This is a genomic window from Enterobacter sp. Sphag1F (assembly GCF_014193275.1).
Classification (GTDB): Bacteria; Pseudomonadota; Gammaproteobacteria; order Enterobacterales; family Enterobacteriaceae; genus Pantoea; species Pantoea symbiotica.
This window is the reverse complement of the sequence record NZ_JACHZD010000002.1, coordinates 474,950-496,366: the sequence shown is the minus strand read 5'-3', so window position 1 is coordinate 496,366 and position 21,417 is coordinate 474,950. Positions and strand designations below refer to the sequence as shown.

Genomic DNA, 21,417 nt, shown 5'->3' with positions numbered 1-21,417 from the left:
TTACATATTTATTCGTGCTGCTGCGCAAAGTTCTCGTGCCTGGCAGTTGCAGGCTAATGCGCAATGCCATCTACACTTAAGCGAATGAACCAGGAGAAAAAAGATGAATGATCAAACGATTCGCGATGTGCTGATTAAAACCAAACGTATCGCGTTAGTGGGCGCCAGCGATCGTCCCGATCGCCCAAGCTATGGCGTGATGAAATACTTGCTCGATCAGGGTTACGACGTGATTCCGGTGAGCCCTAAACTGGCGGGCCAACAACTTCTTGGCCAAACGGCCTATGCCACGCTGGCGGATGTTCCCGGAAAAGTGGATATGGTGGATGTGTTTCGCAATGCCGAAGCGGCGTGGGGCGTAGCGCAGGAAGCGATTGCCATTGGTGCAGACACGTTGTGGTTACAGTTGGGCGTGATTAATGAGCAGGCGGCGGTGCTGGCGCAAGATGCGGGTATGACCGTGATAATGGATCGTTGTCCAAAGATTGAAATTCCACGGCTGGGTATCATGTGCTAAAACAAAAACGGCGACCTGAGTCGCCGTTGTCATTAATGTCGCAGGCTGGGTGCCTGCAGCTGCTGCCGAATTGACGCGGCCAGCTCATCCATTGAAGGTTGTTCGGGATGTTCAAAGGAGGTTTCTCCCGCCAGCTGAACTTCCGCCACGTAGGTATGCACCTGATCGCCTTCTTCATCTTCCATCACCACATGATACCAGGGCGCGGCGCGCAGCGTTTCGCTGGCAGCGACATCATCAACTTCTGGCTCATCAAGCGAAAACTCCGGATCGACATCCACGATAACGCCGAGCACCCCGGAGAGACGATGTCGGACCTGCTGTCCAATTCCAAATTTAGTCGTAATCATTGTGACCTCCCAAAAGACTGCCCTGTTACCAATATGGAGGCAGGGACAGCGTTTTCAAGTCACAGCACGCGGCAGGCAAAACCTTTCAGATAAAGCCCTTCAGGATAGCTGGCGATCACTGGATGGTCGGCTGCCTGACGGAACTGCTCTATAAATTGTACATCACGCCCGGCATCAACGGCGGCATCAGCGATGATTTTCTGGAACAAATCGGTCGGCATCAGGCCAGAACAGGAGAAGGTCAGCAACACGCCGCCGGGATTCAACAGCTGAATGGCCAGCATGTTGATGTCTTTATAGCCGCGACACGCGCCCATCAACTGGTTCTTGTTCTCAACGAATTTCGGCGGATCCATCACGATCAGGTCGAACTTCTCGCCGCTGTCGCGATAACGACGCAGCAGTTTGAACACATCGTCACGCACGAACTGGGCGCGCGACACATCCAGACTATTGAGCTCAACGTTCTGTTTCGCCACGTCGAGTGCGTCCTGCGAAGTATCAACGCTGATCACTTCACGGCAGCCGCCCATCAAGGCCGAAACCGCAAATCCACCGGTGTAAGAGAAGCAGTTCAGCACGCGTGCATTCTCTGAGTAGCCACGCGTGGCAAAACGGCTGTCACGCTGATCAAGATAATAACCGGTTTTATGGCCGCCCTGAATATCCACCAACAGCTTCATGCCGTGTTCAGTAATCGGCAGCAGCGGTGGCGGCAGTTCACCCGAAACCGGGCCTTGTGCCAGCTCCAGTCCCTCTTTTTTACGCACCGCGACGTCTGAGCGATCGTAAATAGCGCATTCCGGGAAGCACTGCTGCAAAGCTGAAACGATGGCTGGACGTTGATACTCGGCACCCGCAGATAACAGCTGCAGCACCAGGAAGTTGCCGAAGCGATCGATGGTGACGCCCGGCATGCCATCGGACTCACCGGCAATTAGACGATAGCTGTCCAGCCCGTCACGTTTTGCCAGCCAGTCACGCCACAGCTGCGCTTGCTCAAAGCGGCGCACGAAGAAGGTGATGTCGATTGACTCATCCTGTTGCCAGCTCCAGACGCGTGCGCGAATTTGTGATTGCGGAGAATACGCGGCGCGAGCCAGCCATTTGCCATTGCTGTCACAGACATCAATGGTTTCACCAGACTGGGCTTTACCTTCCATACGTGCAACGGCACCAGAGAACACCCACGGATGGCGGCGGAGCAGGGATTTTTCACGTCCCTTTGCGAGAATCAATCGAACGGTCATAGTTTGCTATGCTTACCTGAAAAAATGAGGCGCCATTTTCCGGCGGATGGCGGCAAATTGCAACGCAAGGTGATGGGAGAACGTAATGGCAACCACATGCTGCAAAATTTGGGTGCATGGCATCGTGCAGGGCGTGGGATTTCGCTACCACACGCAAGCGCAGGCCAGAGAGTTGAATCTAAACGGTTATGCGCACAATCTGGCGGACGGCAGCGTTGAAGTGCTGGCGTCCGGTGAAGCGCAGCAGGTCGATGCATTGATCAGTTGGCTAAAAGCGGGCGGGCCGCGTAGCGCGCGGGTGGACAAAGTGCTGGTGGAGCCGCATCAGCCTAGGGAAGTGCCTACGCGATTCACCACCGGCTGATTACAGGCACTTGGCTGGTTTTGGCAATCCGGCAATTTTGGTCGCTTGCTTCGCCGGGCCCTCCGGAAACAGGCGGAACAGATAGCGGCTGTTGCCTTTCTCCTCGCCATACTTTTGCGCCATGGCTTTCACCAGCATGCGCACCGCCGGCGAGGTATTAAATTCCTGATAAAACGTGCGTACAAAGCGCACCACTTCCCAGTGCGCTTCACTCATTACGATCGCCTCTTGCTCCGCAATGGCGGCGGCCAGCGGTTCGCTCCAGTCAGCGCTATTTTTCAGATAGCCTTCCGCATCGGTGGCAATCTCTTTACCGGCAAAATTCACAGTCATTCCTCATTGCGTTAATCGACACATTGTAAATTCGCCCGGCCATAAAAAGCAAAAACCCCGCCGAAGCGGGGTTTAATAACGGTTACGGCATCTTAATCGCGGTTAGCGAAGCCCAGCAGGCTCAACAGGCTAACAAAGATGTTATACAGCGAGACATACAGACTCACGGTGGCGCGAATGTAGTTAGTTTCGCCGCCATGAATGATGTTGCTGGTTTCCCACAGAATGGCACCGGCAGAGAACAGAATGAACAGGGCGCTAATCGCCAGATGCAGCGCAGGCAGTTGCAGGAAGATGTTAGCAACCACCGCCACCAGCAGCACCACAAAGCCGGCCATCATCATGCCGCTCAGGAATGACATATCGCGGCGCGTGGTCAGCACATAGGCAGAACAACCGAAGAACACCAGCGCTGTGCCGCCTAATGCCATGGCGATCACATCACCCATGCCCGCAGTCAGGAACGAACTGAGGATTGGGCCAAGGCAGTAACCGAGGAAACCGGTAAAGGCGAAGGCGGCCAGAATACCTGCTGGGCTGTTAGCCAGTTTATGCGTCAGGAACATCAAACCATAAAAGCCCACCAGCATCAGAATCAGTCCCGGTGAAGGTAACGCAAACACGGTGCTAAGTGTTGCGGTAACCGCCGAGAAGGCCAGCGTAAAGCCAAGTAACAGATAAGTATTGCGCAGCACCTTGTGGGTGCTGACTAACGATTGCTGCGACGAGCTAAAAACTCTTTCCATCACGCGCTCCTTAAAGAGAGAAACACCAAATATGGCAAGAGGATACGCAGCGCCTGAAAGACAGAAAAGGCGTTTTACCCATCTTTACGCGATAAATTGCTGTTTCGCTGAGCAGAATGGCGAAATTGACGCCAAAAAAATAGAATTTGGCTGTTTTTCAGCCGAACGATTCATTGCAGGCTTTACATCGTTATGGGGGATGTTTATAGTGCGCCTCATTGCGGAGGGGTGGCCGAGTGGCTTAAGGCAACGGTCTTGAAAACCGTCGATGGGAAACCATCCGAGAGTTCGAATCTCTCCTCCTCCGCCATTCACTCTCGCTGAGTGACGCAACAAAAAAATCCCCGGAGGGATGGCCGAGTGGCTTAAGGCAACGGTCTTGAAAACCGTCGATGGGAAACCATCCCAGAGTTCGAATCTCTGTTCCTCCGCCATATTAAAGAAGCCCGCAGAAATGCGGGCTTTTTGCTTTTCTGCGTTCACAGATTCCGAAAAACATCGCGTTGCTTTTCAATCTGCTGCCATTGCCCAACGCCACGCGCGTTTACTGCTATATTCCATGCACGGTTTTTTGCAAACATCTGGCGATTTTCCGATGCAAGCTGAGTTACACTGTGCGGTAATTCGCTCTTTGGCGGGCTAATCGTTTGAAAGCCAGAGTGTTTCACTGATGAATTATGGAATAGGCACAATGATCAAGAAACTGAGTCTTTGCGCGTTGTCAGTCATCGCTGCGCTCCCGATGGGCATGTCCGCATATGCTGCGGATGGAGATATGCAACTCCAGCAGGTGCTGATGTTAAGCCGTCATAACCTGCGTGCGCCGCTCGCCAATAACGGCAGCGTACTGGAACAATCCACCAAAAAGAGCTGGCCGCAGTGGGATGTCGCGGGCGGTGAGCTCACCACCAAAGGTGGCGTGCTGGAAGTCTACATGGGTAATTACACCCGTCAGTGGCTGGCACAGCAGGGCTTAGTCCAGAATGGTACTTGCCCGGATAGCAGCAACATCTTTGTCTACGCCAACAGCCTGCAGCGCACCGTGGCGACCGCGCAGTACTTTATCACTGGCGCCTTCCCTGGCTGTGATATTGCGGTAACGCATCAGGATGCGATGGGCACCATGGATCCTATCTTCAATCCGGTCGTCACTGACGGCAGCGATGAATTCAACAAGAAAGCGTTGGCTGCCATGACCGCCGCCAATGAAAAGCTGGCACTGAAACCTGCCTTCCAGCATCTGGAAAAAATCGTCGATTACAAATCTGCCCCGGCCTGTAACGGCAAAAAGCAGTGTGATTTGAGCAGCGGCGATAACACCTTCAGCGCGGATAACGGTAAAGAGCCAAACGTAAGCGGTCCGCTGAAAATCGGCAACTCGCTGGTGGATGCGTTTACGCTGCAATATTACGAAGGTTTCCCGGCCGATCAGGTTGCCTGGGGCCAGATCAAAACGCCTGAGCAGTGGAAAGAGCTGGCGTCGATCAAAAACGGTTATCAGGATGCGCTGTTCGCCTCTCCTGAAGTGGCGCGCGAAGTGGCCGCACCGCTGGTGGATTACATCCGCAGCCAGTTAGTCGATCAGGACAAAGCCAACGCGCCAAAAGTGACGTTGATGGTCGGTCATGATTCCAACATCGCATCGTTACTCAGCGCACTGCAGGTTAAGCCTTATGAGTTGCCGGGCAACGATGAGAAAACGCCAATTGGCGGCCAGGTGGTATTCGAACGCTGGCACGATGTGAAGAACAACAAAGATTTGTTGAAAATTGAGTACGTCTATCAAACGGCCGATCAGCTGCGCGATGCCGATGTGCTGAGCCTGAAAAATCCGCCGAAGCGCGTCACGCTGCAACTGGCAGGCTGTGAAACGGATGCCAACGGCTACTGCAGCTGGGATCAATTCACCGGCGCGCTGAATGGCGCTCTGCAAGGTACGCCACTGCAGCCTGCTGTTGCACCAGCTCCGGCAGAACAGCCAGCACCAGCGGCGGCCGCACCGGCCGCAGATGATGCCAAGCAGAAAGCCGATCAGGCCGCTGCCGATAAAGCGGCTGCAGACAAAGCAGCAGCAGATAAAGCCGCAGCACAGAAGGCTGCAGACGCGAAAGCGGCTGAAGAGAAAGTGAAGGCGGATAAAGCGGCTGCGCAGAAAGCCGCTGACGAGAAAGCTAAAGCCGAGAAAGCCACTGCCCAAAAAGCAGCGGATGACAAAGCCAAGGCCGATGCGGCAGCTGCACAGAAAGCACAAGCCGATGCCACGCCAGCCAAGCCAGAAGAGCCGGCCAAAGCGGCGACCAACAACTGAATTTGCTGAAAAAACAAAACCCCGCCGAAGCGGGGTTTTTTTATGCCGGTGAACTTAACCGGCAACCACAACCAATTTTTGGTTAGCGAACTCTTTAATACCCAAATCCGACAGCTCACGTCCGTAACCGGAACGTTTTACGCCACCAAACGGCAGCTCTGCTGAGGTATCGCTCTGCGAATTGATGAACACCATGCCGGTTTCAATCTGCGACGCCATCTTACGGCCGCGCGCAATGTCTTTGGTCCAGACCGAACCGCCCAAGCCGTAATTTGAATCATTCGCCAGCGCCACAGCGGCACGATCGTCGGCCACCACATACACCTGTGCCACCGGACCAAAGAACTCCTGATAATAAGCCGGATTATCTGGCGTTAGACCGGTAAGCACCGTTGGCTGGTAATAGCAGCCGACGCCATCAATGGCGCGTCCACCAAATTCCACGCGCGCGCCATTTTTTACCGCTTCATCAACCTGCTTCACTAAACGATCGCGCGCATCTTTCGAAGAGAGCGGACCGAGCGTGGTTTTCTCGTCGAGCGGATCGCCCGGCGTGGCCGATTGCAGAGCCGCGCTGAATTTGGCCATAAACGTATCGGCAATTTTCTCGTGCAGAATAAAGCGCTTGGCAGCGGTACACACCTGGCCGCAGTTGCTGAGGCGAGCTTGCGCGCCCTGACGTACCGCTTCATCGATATCGGCATCGTCCAGCACCACAAACACATCGTTACCGCCCAATTCCAGCGTCGATTTCTTCAGATGTTTACCGGCCTGTTCCGCCACGGCGCTACCGGCACGTTCGGAACCGGTCAGCGCCACACCTTGCACACGTGGATCGGCGATCAGATCCGCAACCTGATCGGTAGAGATAAACAAGTTGGTCCACGCGCCTTTTGGCGCACCGGCTTCTTCCACCAGCTTTTCAAATACATCGGCGCAGTGCGGCACAATGTTGGCGTGTTTTGCCAGTACCGGATTGCCCAGGGCCAGGTTTGGCGCCAGCACGCGCATCAGCTGATAGTAAGGGAAGTTCCACGGTTCAACCGCGACAATCACGCCAATCGGATGGTACTCAAGCCAGGCATCGCCCACATCGCTGGCGTAGGGCTGCGGCTGTAAAAATGTCGCGGCATGTTCAGCGTAGTAGCGGGCGATCTGCGAACAGATTTTCACTTCACCACGGCTTTGCCCAATTAGCTTGCCCATCTCTTTACTGGCGATAGTCGCCAGCTCTTCGACACGTTGGTCGATCAGGTCGGCTAAACGGTGCAGCACCTGCAGACGCGGTTGAATATCGCCTTTACTCCACGCGGAATGATAAAGCGCATCTGCGGTTTTCAGTGCCTGTTGTGCATAGGCATCATCGTGCTCGTTCCACGCTTTTAGCAGTTGGTTATTGGCTGGATTGATACTTTGATAGGCAGACATACAAGGCTCCTTGGTGATGTAAAGGTAACAAAGGCGGGACAGTGCCCGCCTGTCACTCAAACGTTTTTGCGTTCGACCGTTTTATCGTCCCAGGTCAGAACATCCTGGTCGGTCTTTTTGAAGGCGCGAATCAGCACTTCATCGCTGCCTTGCTGGCTCCAGATCTGCTCGGCTAAGCGTTCGTCGTAGTTGGCTACCTCAAAAATGGCTTCAGCGATTTCGCGTGAAGTGTGGCGAAGTGATGCCCATTCGCCCACGTGATGCTCTTTCGACTGTTCTGTTGTCATGAAGATCTCCTGTTGTGGATTTTATCCCTGCAGCTTAACCGCCAGTCCGGCGACGTGTTGGCCCTGATAACGGGCAATATCCAGTTCTTCCGCCGAAGGTTGACGTGATCCATCTCCGCCCGCCAGCGTAGTCGCGCCGTAAGGCGTTCCGCCGCGTACGTGAGAAATGTCGAAAAGTTCTTTAGTGCCATAACCGATAGGAACGATCACCATTCCGTGGTGGGCGAGGGTGGTCCAAACGGAGGTGATGGTTTGCTCCTGGCCGCCGCCGGTGCCGGTGGAGGCAAAGACGCTGGCGATTTTGCCGTACAGCGCGCCTGAAGCCCACAGACCGCCGGTGCGATCCCAGAAGTTGCGCATCTGACCCGCCATATTGCCGAAGCGCGTGGGTGTGCCAACGATGATGGCATCGTACTGCGGCAAATCTTCCGGTTTCGCTTCAGGCGCGGCCTGATTCACTTTGCCGCCCACCTGGGCGAAACGCTCTGCATCCATGCTTTCCGGCACGCGTAATATCGTGACTTCCGCACCATTCACGCTCTTTGCACCTTCGGCCACGGCTTGCGCCATGGTTTCAATATGTCCGTACATCGAATAATAGAGCACCAAAATCTTTGCCATAGTTTTCATCCTGCTGGGGTGATGAGTAATCAGAAGTATAGAAGAGCCTGCGCAGGCTGCTGTACAGAGGTCAAGCAGGTGCCAATAAGTGTCGACTAACTGCTTGTAACGCGGCGGTAAATTTGGTTTTTCGCAGATAAATGAGTGAATTATCTGTTTCAAATTATGAATATCAGGCCGATCTCACCGTTGCGTTGTCTATTATTTAATCAGGCGTGCGGAATGTCCGCCGCCGTGCTTTTCACGGCAGCATCGTGATCAGCCCCTAATCTGAACGCTCAATCCCTGGAGGAAATGATGGCCGAACATCGTGGAGGATCAGGCAATTTCGCAGAGGACCGTGAAAGGGCCGCAGAAGCGGGTCGCAAAGGCGGCAAAAACAGCGGGGGTAATTTCAGAAACGACCCACAGCGCGCTTCTGTAGCTGGTGAAAAAGGGGGACGCAGCCGCGGCAAGAAATAGCGCGCCTGTCCGTTAATCCCCGGCCGCCGGGTTCGCCCGGCGGTAACAAGCATTGCAATTTCCCCGCTCTCTGAGCAAACTGACCGCCAACTGATTATTCTGGTGCGTTATGTCCGCTTCCTCTTCTCGTCTCAGCCTGCGTATTTCGCGTCAAGAGCTGGTGCTCATTTTTATTACCATGGTTTGGGGTGGCACCTTTTTGGTGGTGCACCGGGCGATGGCACATTCTGGTCCGTTCTTCTTTGTCGGATTACGTTTTGCCACGGCATCGCTGCTGCTGGCCTTTTTCTTCCGTCGATATCTTAAGCAGGTGACCTGGCTGGAAATCAAAGCCGGCGCGCTGATCGGTCTGTCGATTGCCGGCGGCTACGGTCTGCAAACCTGGGGCATGCAAACCATTTCCAGCAGCCAGTCGGCATTTATTACCGCACTGTATGTGCCGGTGGTGCCGTTGCTGCAGTGGTTATTCCTGCGCCGTCCGCCGGGATTAATGGCGTGGCTGGGTATTCTTCTGGCGTTTACCGGTTTAGTACTGGTGGCCGGACCGCAGGATGGCAGTTTGACGCTGAACGCCGGTGAAATTGCTACCTTGCTGAGTACGCTGGCGATTGCGGCGGAGATTATCCTGATCAGCCGCTATGCCGGACAAGTTGATGTGCGGCGCGTAACGCTGATTCAGCTGATGGTGGCATCGGCCTGCGCTTTTGTTCTGATGATCCCCAATGGCGAATCGGTTCCCGCTATGTCAACGCCGCTGCTGTTGAGCGCGTTGGGTTTGGGCGCAGCCAGTGCCTTAATTCAGGTGACGATGAACTGGGCGCAACGCAGTGTTTCACCGACGCGCGCCACGGTGATTTACGCCGGTGAACCGGTATGGGCGGGCGTGGTGGGACGTTTGGCGGGTGAGCGTTTACCTGCGGCGGCGCTGCTGGGCGCGGCATTGATTGTTTGTGGGGTGATCGTCAGCGAGCTGCGTATTCGTCGCAAGAAAGCGGTGCCCGATCAGGCACCGCTCGAACCTTAAGGATGTTGCCGTGCCGCCTGGTTCGCCAGCGCGGCGCCGCGACGTTGTAAAATGGCGTTGAGGATGATGGCGCCAAAAGTCGCCGTGCCAATGCCGCCAATGGTGAAGCTGCCAATCTTCAGAGCAAAATCACCGGCGCCCAGCACCAGCGTGGTCGCTACCATGATCAAATTGCCATTCTGATTAAAATCCACGTGGTTCTGCACCCAAATGCGTGCGCCTGCCACCGCAATCAACCCAAACACCACAATCGATGCGCCACCAATCACCGGACCGGGAATGGTGTGAATCAGCGCGCCAAATTTCGGTGAGAAGCCGAGCACCAGAGCGATCACTGCGGCGGCCACGAAGGCCAGCGTGGAATAGACTTTGGTTACCGCCATCACGCCGATATTTTCCGCGTAGGTGGTGACGCCGCTGCCGCCGATAGATCCCGACAGCATGGTTGCCAAACCATCGCCAACAAAGGCACGCCCCATCCAGGGATCGAGGTTGCGTCCGGTCATGCCCGCTACGGCTTTAATGTGTCCGAGGTTTTCCGCCACCAGAATGATCGCTACAGGCGCAATCATCACGATGGCCTGCATATCAAAGATCGGTGCGGTGGTGTGCGGCAGACCAAACCACGGCGCGCTGGCAAGGTCGCTGAAATCCACCGGTTTGCCAAAGCCCATCACGTTGGTCAGCAGCGCGTAGATCGCCCATGCGACAATTAGACCGACCAGAATCAGCAGGCGCTGGATCATACCGCGCGTGAAAACCGCGACCAGACCAATGCACAATACCGTCATCACCGCCATCCAGCTGTCGAACATCGAGCCGGAAACGCCGTGCACCGCAATCGGTGCCAGGTTCAGACCAATTGCCATCACCACCGCGCCCGTGACCACCGGCGGCATCAGGCGCTCAATCCAACCGGTGCCGACTTTCATCACGATCAGGCCAATCAAGGTATAGAGCGCGCCGCAGGCGATAACGCCGCCCAAAGCCAGCGCCAGATTAGGGTTGAGTCCCTGGCCGTTAAAGCCGGTTACCGCGATGATCACGCCGACAAACGCCGCGCTGGATCCGAGATAGCTGGGTACGCGCCCGCCAGTGATCAGGAAGAACAGCAGCGTACCGATGCCCGAAACCAGAATCGCCAGATTGGGATCCAGTCCCATCAGCAACGGCATCAGCACCGTTGCGCCAAACATTGCCACAGCATGCTGCAGTCCAAGGACGACCGTCTGCGCAAACGGCAGCGTTTCGTCCGGCGCAATCAGCCCATCATCGGTCAAGGCTGACTTTTTCTGCCAGCGGGGGAACCAGGAACTCGCCATCGTCATCTCCAGGGTGTCAGTGAAAGCGGGCCGCACAAGGCGGCGTTAGCGGGCGTCCTGCCGTAAAAGGTGATGATAGCCACGGTCAAACCATGCCAGACCGTGGGTTTCATCATTGCGTACCAGCGCCTGCACTTCACAAAACAGAATGTCGTGCGTGCCCACGCTGACCACTTGCGCCACTTTGCAATCAAACGACACCAGTGCGCCGTCTAATAGCGGTGAACCGCTGGCCAGCGTGTGCCAGTCAGCGGCGGCAAAGCGTTCTGCCATTGGCGTTTTGCCGCCAAACAGCGTCGAGAGTTCTTCATGCCCAGCGGCAAGTGTGTTGACGCACAGATAACCGTTGTCGCGGAAAATCGGCCACACCGACGCTGAGCGATTAAGACAAACCAACAGCGTCGGCGGCGAATCGGTGACGCTGCACACCGCCGAGGCGGTAAAACCGGCACGTCCGGCGGGGCCGTCGGTGGTGATGATATTTACCGCTGCGCCTAAGCACGCCATCGCGTTGCGAAACGCATCGCGTTCTACAGCGGGTAAAACCGGCAGTTCATGCACGCTCATTGGCTGCTCCTGTGATTAGCTGGCCGCACGCTGAGCAGGCGCAGCCGTGTCGGCCAGCCAGCGCAGCAGCAGCGCATTAAAGTTGTCGGCATCGGTAACGCTCATCGCGTGTCCGCCCCAGGCCATCTCAATCAGGCTGCCGTTGGGCAGCGCCTGCGCCAGCTGCGGTGAGCAGCTCCACGGCACCAGCAGATCGTCCTGGCTGCAAATCGCTAATACCGGCTGGATAATGCGCGCCACATGTGGACGGAAATCCGCGCTTTTCAGCGCATGCAAGCGGCGCAGCAGATTTTCCATGCCCTGGAAATGGGCGACATGGTGGGCATCTTCCGCGTTAATGCGCTCCTGATTGCGCGCCAGCCATTCGGCGGGATAGAGGAACAGCGGCTGCGCACGCACAAAGGCTTCGACGCCGACGTTCATCAGCAGATCCTGACGCACCTGGAAGCAGCGCTGCGTGTGTGCATCCAGCGAAAGCCAGCCGTTGATCACCACCACGCGGCCCACGCGCTGCGGGAAGTCCAGCGCCAGCTGCAGGCCGATTAAGCCGCCCAGCGCATGGCCGATAATGTCGTAATGCTCAATGCCGTGCTGTTCCAGCACCTCCGCCAGTTCCGCCGCCATCATCGTCATGCTGTAGCCGTCCGGCAGCGTATCTGCGCTGCGGCCGGTGCCGCGCTGATCGTAGGTCACCACGCGATAATGCGGCGTCAGCGCCGCCAGCTGCGGCTGCCAGAAACCGGCGACGCCGCCTAAACCAGAGGCGAGCACCAGCGTCGGCGCATCTTCAGCGGTTAAACCCTGAATCTCCAGATGCATCACGCCTCCTGTTTGCCAATATGCGCAACGGTGGCTATTTCAATCAGCGCATCCGGTTTCACTAAGCCGCACTGAATGCAGAAGCGCGCCGGTTTATCGCCGGGGAAGTACTCGGCATAGATCTGGTTAATCGCCGCGTAGTTGCTCCAGTCGGTGAGAAAAATCGAGTTGAAGGTCACGTCGTCCATGGTGCCGCCAGCGGTTTCGATCACCTTTTTGATGGTTTCCAGCACGTGACGCGTTTGCGCGGCGGCATCACCGACGTGCACCACGTTGTTGTTGGCATCGAACGGCAAGGTGCCGGAGACGTACACAATGCCGTCAGCTAAGGTGCCGGGCACGAATGGTGCGATTGGCGTACCGCTGCCGGGCGGAATAATCACACTTTTAGGCATGGCGAAATCCTCTTGTTATTGATGTGCAGGTGAATCGAGGCGTTAGCTTTTCAGCGTTTCGCAGAAAGTGTCGGTATCACTGACCCAGCCAAAAAACGTTTCAATGTTGAAAATGGCCGCCTGCTGCGCAAACGCCGGTCCTGCCTGATAGGTCGCGTCCTCCAGCACCACGCCGAAATACTCCAGGAAGAAGCCGTCTCGCAGCGTCGATTCCACGCAGACGTTGGTAGCAATGCCGGTAAACACCAGATGGCGGATGCCACGGCTGCGCAGCATGCTGTCGAGCGAAGTGTTGAAGAAGCCGCTGTAGCGTGGTTTCGGCAGCACGATATCACCTTCCTGCGGCACCAGTTCATCGACCAGCGCATAATCCCAGCCGCCTTTCGACAGCAGCGTGCCCTGTAACTCCGGGCGTTTGCGCATGGTTTTGAGCGCGTTGGATTTGTGGAAGTTGGGGGATCCGGCGTCACCGGCTTCAACGTATTGGTCGTCCCAACCGTTCTGGAACCAGATGATCTGCATCCCTGCGGCACGCGCTGCGGTGACCGCCTGATGAATTTTGGCAATCACCGGTTTGGTGGCGGAGACATCAAAGCCCGCCAGATCGAGGTAGCCGCCTTGCGTGGCATAAGCGTTCTGCATATCCACCACAATCAGCGCACTTTGCGCGGGCGGCAGCGCGATGGCTTCCGGGCGCGCCGGTAAGGTGACATTGGGTAAAGTTGAGGTGTGGGCGCAAACAACGGTACTCATCAGGCAACCTCCTGCTGGGATGCGATTAAATCGTGGCGACACTGCATTAATGGCTGAATACGTTCACCGAAATCTTCGATGCCTTGCAGGAAGTCGTCGAAGGTGAGCAACACGCCTTGCGTGCCATCTACTAAAGCAACCTCATCCAACATTCGTGCCACATTGGCGTAAGAACCCACCAGCGTGCCCATGTTGATGTTGACGGCGGAGGTTGGATCGGCCATCTGGCGCACGTTGGTGTCGCTGCCGGATTTGGTATCCTGCTGACTTTGCGTGGTGAGCCATGCGAGCGCCTCTTCATCGGCACCCGCTTTGTAGTGCTCCCATTTGGCGCGAGCGGCTTCGTCGCTCTCGGCGGCAATGATCATAAACAGCACATAAGAACCGACGTCGCGGCCCGCTTTATCGGCAGCTTGTTTCATACGCGCGGCGGTTGGCGCGAAGGCGGTTGGCGTGTTGACGCCTTTGCCAAAGCAGAAGTTGTAATCGGCATGCTGCGCCGAGAACGCCATGCCCGCATCGCTCTGGCCGGCGCAGATCACTTTCATCGGTTTCTGCGGCTGCGGGCTGACGCGGCAATCGTTCATGGTAAAGAACTCGCCTTTGAAGTCGCTCTGGCCGGTGCCCCACAGATCGCGCAGCACGGTGACGTATTCGGTCAGGTATTCATAACGACTGGAGAAGTAGGCATCGCCCGGCCACAAGCCCATCTGCTCGTACTCGGGTTTCTGCCAGCCGGTGACGAGGTTTACGCCGAAGCGGCCATTGGAGATGGAATCAATGGTGGAAGCCATACGCGCCACAATCGCGGGCGGTAAGGTGAGCGTGGCGGCGGTGGCGTAGATCTTAATGCGTGAGGTCACCGCCGCGAGTCCCGCCATCAGCGTGAAGGATTCGAGGTTGTGATCCCAAAACTCGGTTTTACCGCCAAAGCCGCGCAGCTTGATCATCGAAAGGGCAAAGTCGAAATGATAGTGCTCTGCTTTCAGCACGATCTCTTTGTTCAGTTCAAAGGTCGGTTTGTATTGCGGCGCATGGGTGGAGATCAGCCAACCGTTATTACCAATCGGGATAAAGACGCCAATTTTCATGTGAAACCTCTCTGCATTAGACGGGGACTGCTTCACGCGCTGCGCTGCTTCCTGCACGCATCCTGCGGGCGGCGCTCCATCACAAAATTGCAAAGGCTGTGCCACATTTTCAAAAGACTTAAATAACAATGTGTTAAAAGTAGCGATGTTTGTAAACTGGAGTAATTGGTCCAATTTAGACCGTTTGGTCAAAACGTTCTGCACGTTTTTCATGCGCGACATGGTCAAAAAAGGTGCAGGCAGGCGATTAGGCAGGAAAGAAGGCCTTTGTTATGATGCGTTCACGCAGGACGGAAGAGGTAACAGTGTGAAAAGCGATGAAAAAAAACCGGGACGCCGTTCGCGTGCGGTCGCCGCAAAGCGGGCAGCCATTCTGGAAGCGGCATTAGCCTTCTTCTCGCAATACGGCATTCACGGCACCAGCCTGGATAAAGTGGCGGAGCGCGCCGATGTCTCGAAAACCAATCTGCTGTATTACTATCCGTCTAAAGAAGTGCTGTATGTGGCGGTTTTAAAAGAGATTCTTGATGTGTGGTTGGCACCATTGCGTGCGCTGCAGCACGATCACGATCCGCTGACGGCCATTCGTCAATACATTCGCCTCAAACTGGAAGTCTCACGCGATCATCCCCAAGCTTCACGGTTGTTCTGCCTTGAGATGTTGCAGGGCGCGCCGCTGCTGAAAGGTGAACTGGCCGGCGATTTAAAAGCGCTGGTGGATGAGAAAGCGGCGATTATCGAGCAGTGGATCGCCGAAGGGCGGCTGGCGGGCGTGCAGCCGCAGCACCTGTTTTTCCTGCTGTGGGCGACCACGCAGCACTATGCGGATTTCGCCTCGCAGGTGGAAGCGATTACCGGCCAGACGTTGAACGATGCGGCGTTCTTTGAACAGACGCTGGAAAATGTGCAACGCATGATTATTGAAGGGATCCGCGTGCGCTGATCCCGCTGGTTCAAGGAGAGTGCATGGATTCGTTATCACAATTGACGTTAGGCGCGGCGGTCACCGTTGCGGTGATGGGCAAACGCGTTCCGCTGTGGCAAGCGGCGCTGGTGGGCGCGGTGGCGGGCACCTTGCCGGATCTCGATGTGTTTATCGATCACGGCGACGCCATCCGCAATATGACGCTGCATCGTACCGAAAGTCATGCGCTGATATTCCTCACCTTATTTGCACCGCTGCTCGGCTGGCTGGTGGCCGGTGCGACACGCAGTCGCGCGCACTGGCGCGGCTGGACGCTGGCGATGTGGCTGGCGCTGATAACGCATCCGCTGCTGGATCTCACCACCGTTTACGGTACGCAGCTGGGCCTGCCGCTCACTGATTTCCCCTATGCCATTGGCAGCATGTACATCATCGATCCGCTGTATACCTTGCCGTTGCTAATTGCGCTTTTGGTCGCTCTATGGCGGCGCGATGCGGTGGGTTTGCGCTGGAATCAGGCGGGATTGCTGGTGAGTACGCTCTATCTCGGCTGGAGCATGGTGGCACAAAGCATCGCGACTCAGCACATTGAGCAAGCGCTGACGCAGCAATCGGTGCAGCCCGAGCAATTGCTGGTGACGCCTACCGCCTTTAATACGCTGGTGTGGCGCACGGTGATCATGATGCCGGATCGTTATGGCGAAGCCTATTGGTCGCTATTTTCGCCGGGGCTTCCGCTGCAGATAAGCTGGCACGACCGTCAACCCGCGCTGTTTGCGCCGTTCAAAGGACAATGGCATGCCGAGCGTGTGGCGTGGTTTAGTCATGGTTTTTACGCGATGAAGCAGCAGGGCGATCGTACGTTGATCAGCGATTTGCGCATGGGTGAAGAGCCGGATTACACCTTTACCTTTAATCTGGGATCGCCGCAGTCGCCGGAAGTGGCTCCTCAGCGTGAACCTTCGATGCGGCCCTCGCTGGCGCAGGCATGGCACAAACTCCGCGAACGACTCTGATTTGTAGGGTCGCCATTTATGGCGACCTGGTTGCATTATTCTTAAGGATTGCTATTAGTGCGGGCGCTGACACATCTGCTGCGTCACGGGCCGTCCTCGCGCCGCTAGCGCGGTACCTTCGGCTTTCACATTGTGCCGACGGACCGTTCGGGGATCGGCCGTCCTGGCCGGCCCCGAACTGCCTCACGCATCCATGCGTGAGGCTCCTGGCCCAACGTAAAAGCCTCAGCGCTGCGAATAGCCCTTTTGCCGCAGCAGACGCGCCAGCGCCTCTGGCAAAAGTGTCCCCGGCCAGCGCACGCGCCTTTGCCTTTAACGTTTTACGCTTTACGACGACGTAACAACCAGCCCATGGTCAACATCACAAACCACAGCGGCGTCACCATCAGCGCCTGGCGGGTATCTTCCTGCAGCGTCAGCAGCACAAGCACAAAGGCGAAGAACGCCATGCATGCCCAGCACATAAACTTACCCAGCGGCATTTTGAACGTCGATTCGGCATGACGTTGTGGATGCTGCTTACGGTACGCCAGATAGCTGCACAGGATGATGGTCCAGACGAACATAAACAGAATCGCCGATACCGTGGTTACCATGGTGAACACCGTCATCACATCCGGAATCAGGTAGATCAGCGCCACGCCAGCCAGCAGACACAGGCAGGAGAAGAACAGGCCGGTGGTGGGCACCGCACGCGCTGAAAGGCGGCCAAAGGCTTTGTGCGCCACGCCTTGTTCCGCCAAACCATACAACATGCGGCTGGTGGAGAAGATACCGCTATTAGCGGAAGAGGCGGCGGAGGTCAGCACCACGAAGTTGACGATGCTAGCAGCAGCAGGCAAGCCAATCAGCACAAACATCTCAACGAACGGGCTGCGATTCGGCAGCACCTGATTCCACGGCGTTACCGCCATGATCACCATCAGCGCCAGCACGTAAAACATAATGATACGCAGCGGAATGGCGTTGATCGCGCGTGGCAGAACTTTGTGCGGATCTTTGGTTTCTGCTGCCGCAGTGCCAACCAGCTCAATGCCGACAAAGGCGAAAACCGCAATCTGGAAGCCGGCAAAGAAGCCGCTCAGTCCTTTCGGGAACATGCCGCCGTGATCCCAGATATTGCTCAGGGACGCGGTGCCACCGTTCGGCGACGGATAATGCATGCTCACCAGCACAATGCCGGTAATGATCAGCGCCACAATGGCGACGATTTTGATAATCGCGAACCAAAACTCCATCTCACCAAACAGTTTCACCGTGGCGATGTTCAATGCCAGGAAGACAAAGACGCACAGCAGGGCGCTCATCCAGATGGAGAAGTCCGGGAACCACAACTGAAAATAGGCGCTGATGGCGACCACGTCGGCAATGCCGGTCACCACCCAACAGAACCAGTAAGTCCAGCCGGTAAAATAGCCCGCCCATGGACCAAGTAAGTCAGCGGCGAAATCGCTAAAGGATTTGTATTCGAGGTTGGATAAAAGCAGTTCGCCCATGGCGCGCATGACGAAGAACAGCATAAAGCCAATGATCATATAGACGAAAATGATCGACGGACCCGCCAGACTGATGGTTTTACCCGAGCCCATAAACAGCCCGGTGCCGATGGCGCCACCGATGGCAATCAGCTGGATGTGACGATTATGCAGGCTACGCTGGAGCTTATCCGGCTGTTCGGCCTCAACGAGCGCCTCTTTTGATTGATCAACCATAAATTATTCTTTCCTGTCGGGATGTTGTGTCAGCTCTAATGGCTGTTTTGCCCGTCATACTTCAAGCCGCAGATGCGTTGGCTAAGCGTGTTCGCCCCAGTCACTTACTAAAGTAAGCTCCTGAGGATTCACACACTTGCCGCCTTCCTGCGGCTCGAATTATTTAGGGCAATCGTTATGAGCCGTTGTATAGGCAAGTGGCATAAGATAGTGGAAAGCTAAGCAGTTTCGGTAATGGTTTTTCCCCCTTTGTGACCTTTTACGCGCTTTGCTGTGTCAGTAATTATTTACATAGTTTAAAGCGCAGTCATTTTGCGTAAATCTTCAACAATTAAGCGATTTACGTCACTTTCCGCACGCATGACTTCTACACTTGTTAGTTCATTTCATCAGGAAAAGTGAGGCATTGTGCGCGCTCTGTTCGCCGTCGCGTTGCTGGCTGTTTGCGGCTGGCTCAGTTTGCCGTGGTTGAAAACCCATTTGCCGCCTCAGTGGAATCCCTTCACGCCGCTTAAGGTCACCGATCCGCCCGGTTGGATGACGCGCTACAAGTTGAAAAAGCTGAGTGGCGATCCTGCCGCCTGCATGGCGGTGATGCGGCAAGCCAGTGAACAGCGGCTGGTGCAGTTTCGCGCCGTGCCGCCGATGCAGGGTGATTGTCCGATCGAACAGCCGCTACGCATCAGCGGCTATGGCGATGTTTCTCTTAGCAGCAGTTTTCTCGCCAGCTGTCCAATGGCGGTGACCAGCACCATGTTCGTGATTAACAGCGACAGCGCGTTGCGCCAGGCCGGTTTTGACAGCCCGCTGAAACGCATTGCCCATGTTGGCAGCTACGCTTGTCGCAATATCTATCATCGTCAGGAAGGGCGTTTGAGTGAGCACGCCAGCGCTGATGCCTGGGATATCACCGGATTTCAGCTGGCGAATGGACGTTGGTTACAGGTAGGGAAAAACTGGCAACAGCCGGAGGATGCGGCGGCAGGACTGCATGCGCTGTGGCGTAACGGCTGCGCCACATTCGGTAATGCGCTGGGGCCTGATTACAACGCTGCGCATGCCAGCCATTTTCATCTCGGCATGCGCGGTTCAGGTTACTGTCGTTAGCTATACCGCAGGATTAAGTCCACGTTTTATCAGGAAATGATTAGCCGGCCAGGAGAAAATAAAGCCAATCATTATTGCCAGCTGCAGCATAAACCAGAATGCCACCAGCAGCGGATTGACTTGCTCGTGCAGCACAAACTTTAGGGCCAATGCCATAAAGATAAAAATACCTAATTGATAAATCAGCAGTGGGAAAATCTCGGTTTTCAACGCCAATAATAATGCGCCGCCAAATGAATGTTTTTCACGTTGACGAATCGCCAGGAATTGAAATAGTAATCCGATGAACAATGAAACGATAATGCAAATAAGCGCCTGCATCCCAATCGTTGGATTAAAGGCAAATTGTTTTAGTAATGTGACTATCGGGATTGTCATTATATCGCCGAATATACAGGCCGCTGCTGATAAAGAAGTGGAAATAAATATGGTTTGCCAGCTGGCATTACTGCGTATTTTTTGTGGTACCAGCAGCGCAAGTTTTTGCTGTTGTGATGGTTTACGACCTAAGTACCACCAGGCTATCCAGCCAATAAAAGGCATATACAAGCCAGTAATAGGCCAAATGATATTCATCACCGCGACAGGATGCGGATGGCGGAACAGGTCTTTTAGAATCATCAGGGCAGTACAGCCGCCCAGAACAAGGAAAGGTAATGCCAACTGGTTCAACATAGTCGGTTCCGCTAAGTTTCCCACCTACCTGCGACAATGCGCATGAGCCGGTCTGTCGCATTGTCCCCCATTGCCTCATTACCTTCATTTCTCATGCCGCGAGTATTAAGCGTAGCCGTGAATCAGCATGAGAGAAATCACATCATTACTAAAAGCATCATCTTAACCGCAGAAATAGGTGGGATTAAGATTAAGTAAAAACTAATTCACCGTAGAAATGGCGTTGATAGCAAAAGAATATGCTTTGCCATGCGTTAATTTTAGTTAATGACGATGCTAAAAATTTATCAATCTAACGTTCATTTTCAATCAAACGGGTGATTGAAACTACTTCAGAAAAATCCTATTCTAATCTGCTGAGGAATTAAAGTTGTGAACCTGTTAACAAATAGCGTGAACTTACACATTTCCATTACGTTAAAGCATTGACATTAGAAGAGTTATGCCCGCCGCTGGAAAATATGCTCTCTTTTCAATCAATATTTTTTGTCTGGCTAATTTATTTTTTTGCGATAACACGAATCAATTTCAGAATGTAAAAGCGTGAAACAGCGCTAAGGCAATAATGACGACCGATAATTATTTCGTCTGGCGAGACGAAATGGAAAATGAATTTCTGGCGCTAACGCAAGTGGCGCATTTGAAATCGCTATTGCAACAGCAGATTGAAAAGCTGGGTTTTGATTACTTCGCTTTTTTGGTTCAGCATCCGGTACCTTTTACCCGGCCGCGCCTGTTTTTGTTCAGTACGTACCCGGAAAGTTGGGTAAAACGCTACGAAAGTGAGAACTATTATGCAGTCGATCCGGTGCTATTACTCTGTCAACGGCCGGGACGCGGGGTGGAATGGACGCGCGATTTATTTACCGGTGCGGGTAATTTATGGACGGAAGCTAACGCCGCAGGATTAATGAGCGGCTTTTCCTGCTCAGCAATGGCACCAAATCGTACCATTGGTATATTATCAATTGCATCGACGCTTCACAGTAAGACCCAACACTTACGTGTACAGTTAGAGGTGAAACTGCATCTTCTGGCGGAACTGAGTTTGCGCGTGCTGGAGCGTTTGAATGACGATTCTATGGTCGTTTTATCTAACGATTTTAGTCAGCGTGAATTAGAAATTCTGAAATGGACGGCAGAAGGAAAAACGTCTGCGGAAATTTCACTTATTTTAGCCATATCTGAACATACGGTGAATTTTCACCAAAAGAATATGCAAAAGCGTTTTAATGTTTCCAATAAAACGCAGATTGCCTGTTATGCCGCAGCGGTTGGCCTGATATAACGAAAACGCAACTACTAATTTTAGTAGTTCCTTCTCCAGTGTCAGTTGTCTACCCTG

24 protein-coding genes and 2 tRNA genes are annotated in these 21,417 nt (G+C 54.7%); 11 read left to right on the top strand and 15 right to left on the bottom strand.

Going from position 1 to position 21,417, the window contains the following annotated elements:
* Positions 1-103: 103 nt before the first annotated feature.
* Entirely contained in the window at positions 104-517 is a 414-nt protein-coding gene (locus tag FHW71_RS07855; RefSeq protein WP_179451339.1) for a CoA-binding protein, read from the top strand.
* Positions 518-549: 32 nt separating this feature from the next.
* Here the strand turns inward: FHW71_RS07855 and hspQ are convergent, their stop codons facing one another.
* A complete protein-coding gene (hspQ, locus tag FHW71_RS07850; RefSeq protein ID WP_008101422.1) occupies positions 550-867 on the bottom strand; it encodes a heat shock protein HspQ in 318 nt (105 codons plus the stop codon).
* A 59-nt stretch (positions 868-926) separates the two neighbouring features.
* Positions 927-2,117, bottom strand: a complete 1,191-nt coding sequence (gene rlmI, locus FHW71_RS07845; protein ID WP_179451337.1) for a 23S rRNA (cytosine(1962)-C(5))-methyltransferase RlmI — start codon at positions 2,115-2,117, stop codon at positions 927-929.
* A gap of 85 nt (positions 2,118-2,202) precedes the next feature.
* On the opposite strand from rlmI, the gene yccX reads away from it, so the two are divergent.
* The gene (yccX, locus tag FHW71_RS07840; RefSeq protein ID WP_008101418.1) at positions 2,203-2,481 is read left to right on the top strand and encodes an acylphosphatase; all 279 of its coding nucleotides are present in this window, start codon (positions 2,203-2,205) and stop codon (positions 2,479-2,481) included.
* Here the strand turns inward: yccX and tusE are convergent, their stop codons facing one another.
* Together tusE and yccA are read right to left on the bottom strand one after the other, a co-directional pair.
* Positions 2,482-2,814 (bottom strand): sulfurtransferase TusE, encoded by a 333-nt coding sequence (gene tusE / locus FHW71_RS07835; protein WP_154181459.1) that lies wholly within the window; start codon positions 2,812-2,814, stop codon positions 2,482-2,484.
* A gap of 92 nt (positions 2,815-2,906) precedes the next feature.
* Complete coding sequence (yccA, locus tag FHW71_RS07830) at positions 2,907-3,560, bottom strand: FtsH protease modulator YccA (RefSeq protein WP_008101414.1); 654 nt, start codon at positions 3,558-3,560, stop codon at positions 2,907-2,909.
* Positions 3,561-3,782: 222 nt separating this feature from the next.
* Here yccA and FHW71_RS07825 point away from each other — a divergent pair.
* From FHW71_RS07825 to agp, 3 genes are all read left to right on the top strand, one after another.
* A tRNA-Ser gene (locus tag FHW71_RS07825) sits at positions 3,783-3,870 on the top strand.
* Between the two features lie 36 nt (positions 3,871-3,906).
* A tRNA-Ser gene (locus FHW71_RS07820) sits at positions 3,907-3,994 on the top strand.
* Between the two features lie 257 nt (positions 3,995-4,251).
* On the top strand, positions 4,252-5,868 hold the full coding sequence (agp, locus tag FHW71_RS07815) for a bifunctional glucose-1-phosphatase/inositol phosphatase (protein WP_179451335.1): 1,617 nt from the start codon (positions 4,252-4,254) through the stop codon (positions 5,866-5,868).
* A gap of 54 nt (positions 5,869-5,922) precedes the next feature.
* Here the strand turns inward: agp and FHW71_RS07810 are convergent, their stop codons facing one another.
* Genes FHW71_RS07810 through wrbA form a run of 3 tightly spaced genes read right to left on the bottom strand, consistent with a single transcriptional unit; the run spans position 5,923 to position 8,204 of the window.
* Positions 5,923-7,296, bottom strand: coding sequence for an NAD-dependent succinate-semialdehyde dehydrogenase (locus FHW71_RS07810; RefSeq protein WP_008109425.1), 1,374 nt, complete (start codon positions 7,294-7,296; stop codon positions 5,923-5,925).
* A 56-nt stretch (positions 7,297-7,352) separates the two neighbouring features.
* Positions 7,353-7,583: a YccJ family protein gene (locus FHW71_RS07805; protein WP_007887329.1), complete on the bottom strand. Its 231-nt coding sequence runs from the start codon at positions 7,581-7,583 to the stop codon at positions 7,353-7,355.
* Between the two features lie 21 nt (positions 7,584-7,604).
* A complete protein-coding gene (wrbA, locus tag FHW71_RS07800; RefSeq protein ID WP_179451332.1) occupies positions 7,605-8,204 on the bottom strand; it encodes an NAD(P)H:quinone oxidoreductase in 600 nt (199 codons plus the stop codon).
* Between the two features lie 297 nt (positions 8,205-8,501).
* On the opposite strand from wrbA, the gene FHW71_RS07795 reads away from it, so the two are divergent.
* Together FHW71_RS07795 and FHW71_RS07790 are read left to right on the top strand one after the other, a co-directional pair.
* Positions 8,502-8,666, top strand: a complete 165-nt coding sequence (locus FHW71_RS07795) for a general stress protein (protein ID WP_061717065.1) — start codon at positions 8,502-8,504, stop codon at positions 8,664-8,666.
* 109 nt (positions 8,667-8,775) lie between these two features.
* Positions 8,776-9,690 (top strand): DMT family transporter, encoded by a 915-nt coding sequence (locus tag FHW71_RS07790; protein ID WP_008109428.1) that lies wholly within the window; start codon positions 8,776-8,778, stop codon positions 9,688-9,690.
* On the opposite strand, the gene rutG is transcribed toward FHW71_RS07790, so the two are convergent.
* The 6 genes from rutG to rutA are packed head-to-tail and all read right to left on the bottom strand — an operon-like array spanning position 9,687 to position 14,637.
* A complete protein-coding gene (rutG, locus tag FHW71_RS07785) occupies positions 9,687-11,012 on the bottom strand; it encodes a pyrimidine utilization transport protein G (RefSeq protein ID WP_179451330.1) in 1,326 nt (441 codons plus the stop codon). The genes FHW71_RS07790 and rutG overlap by 4 nt on opposite strands.
* A 45-nt stretch (positions 11,013-11,057) precedes the next feature.
* A complete protein-coding gene (gene rutF, locus FHW71_RS07780; RefSeq protein WP_061717059.1) occupies positions 11,058-11,579 on the bottom strand; it encodes an NADH-dependent FMN reductase RutF in 522 nt (173 codons plus the stop codon).
* A 15-nt stretch (positions 11,580-11,594) separates the two neighbouring features.
* On the bottom strand, positions 11,595-12,398 hold the full coding sequence (rutD, locus tag FHW71_RS07775; protein ID WP_179451328.1) for a pyrimidine utilization protein D: 804 nt from the start codon (positions 12,396-12,398) through the stop codon (positions 11,595-11,597).
* Positions 12,398-12,793 (bottom strand): pyrimidine utilization protein C, encoded by a 396-nt coding sequence (rutC, locus tag FHW71_RS07770; RefSeq protein WP_008109435.1) that lies wholly within the window; start codon positions 12,791-12,793, stop codon positions 12,398-12,400. The genes rutD and rutC overlap by 1 nt, the downstream gene beginning before the upstream one ends.
* 42 nt (positions 12,794-12,835) lie before the next feature.
* Positions 12,836-13,546, bottom strand: coding sequence for a pyrimidine utilization protein B (rutB, locus tag FHW71_RS07765; RefSeq protein ID WP_179451326.1), 711 nt, complete (start codon positions 13,544-13,546; stop codon positions 12,836-12,838).
* Positions 13,546-14,637, bottom strand: coding sequence for a pyrimidine utilization protein A (rutA, locus tag FHW71_RS07760; RefSeq protein WP_179451324.1), 1,092 nt, complete (start codon positions 14,635-14,637; stop codon positions 13,546-13,548). Before rutA ends, rutB begins: the two co-directional genes overlap by 1 nt.
* Positions 14,638-14,944: 307 nt before the next feature.
* On the opposite strand from rutA, the gene rutR reads away from it, so the two are divergent.
* Positions 14,945-15,580, top strand: a complete 636-nt coding sequence (gene rutR, locus FHW71_RS07755; protein WP_036649823.1) for an HTH-type transcriptional regulator RutR — start codon at positions 14,945-14,947, stop codon at positions 15,578-15,580.
* Between the two features lie 23 nt (positions 15,581-15,603).
* Positions 15,604-16,578, top strand: a complete 975-nt coding sequence (locus FHW71_RS07750) for a metal-dependent hydrolase (RefSeq protein ID WP_179451321.1) — start codon at positions 15,604-15,606, stop codon at positions 16,576-16,578.
* A 320-nt stretch (positions 16,579-16,898) separates the two neighbouring features.
* Here FHW71_RS07750 and cycA read toward each other — a convergent pair whose 3' ends face one another.
* Positions 16,899-18,290: a D-serine/D-alanine/glycine transporter gene (cycA, locus tag FHW71_RS07745; RefSeq protein ID WP_008102329.1), complete on the bottom strand. Its 1,392-nt coding sequence runs from the start codon at positions 18,288-18,290 to the stop codon at positions 16,899-16,901.
* Between the two features lie 408 nt (positions 18,291-18,698).
* Here cycA and FHW71_RS07740 point away from each other — a divergent pair, with 408 nt between their 5' ends.
* On the top strand, positions 18,699-19,397 hold the full coding sequence (locus tag FHW71_RS07740; RefSeq protein ID WP_061717047.1) for an extensin family protein: 699 nt from the start codon (positions 18,699-18,701) through the stop codon (positions 19,395-19,397).
* Here the strand turns inward: FHW71_RS07740 and FHW71_RS07735 are convergent, their stop codons facing one another.
* Positions 19,398-20,072 carry a DUF4396 domain-containing protein gene (locus FHW71_RS07735; RefSeq protein ID WP_008102325.1) on the bottom strand — a complete coding sequence of 225 codons (675 nt, stop codon included), beginning with the start codon at positions 20,070-20,072 and terminating at the stop codon, positions 19,398-19,400.
* Positions 20,073-20,637: 565 nt separating this feature from the next.
* Here FHW71_RS07735 and sdiA point away from each other — a divergent pair.
* Positions 20,638-21,360, top strand: a complete 723-nt coding sequence (gene sdiA, locus FHW71_RS07730; RefSeq protein ID WP_179451319.1) for a transcriptional regulator SdiA — start codon at positions 20,638-20,640, stop codon at positions 21,358-21,360.
* Positions 21,361-21,417 lie beyond the last annotated feature (57 nt).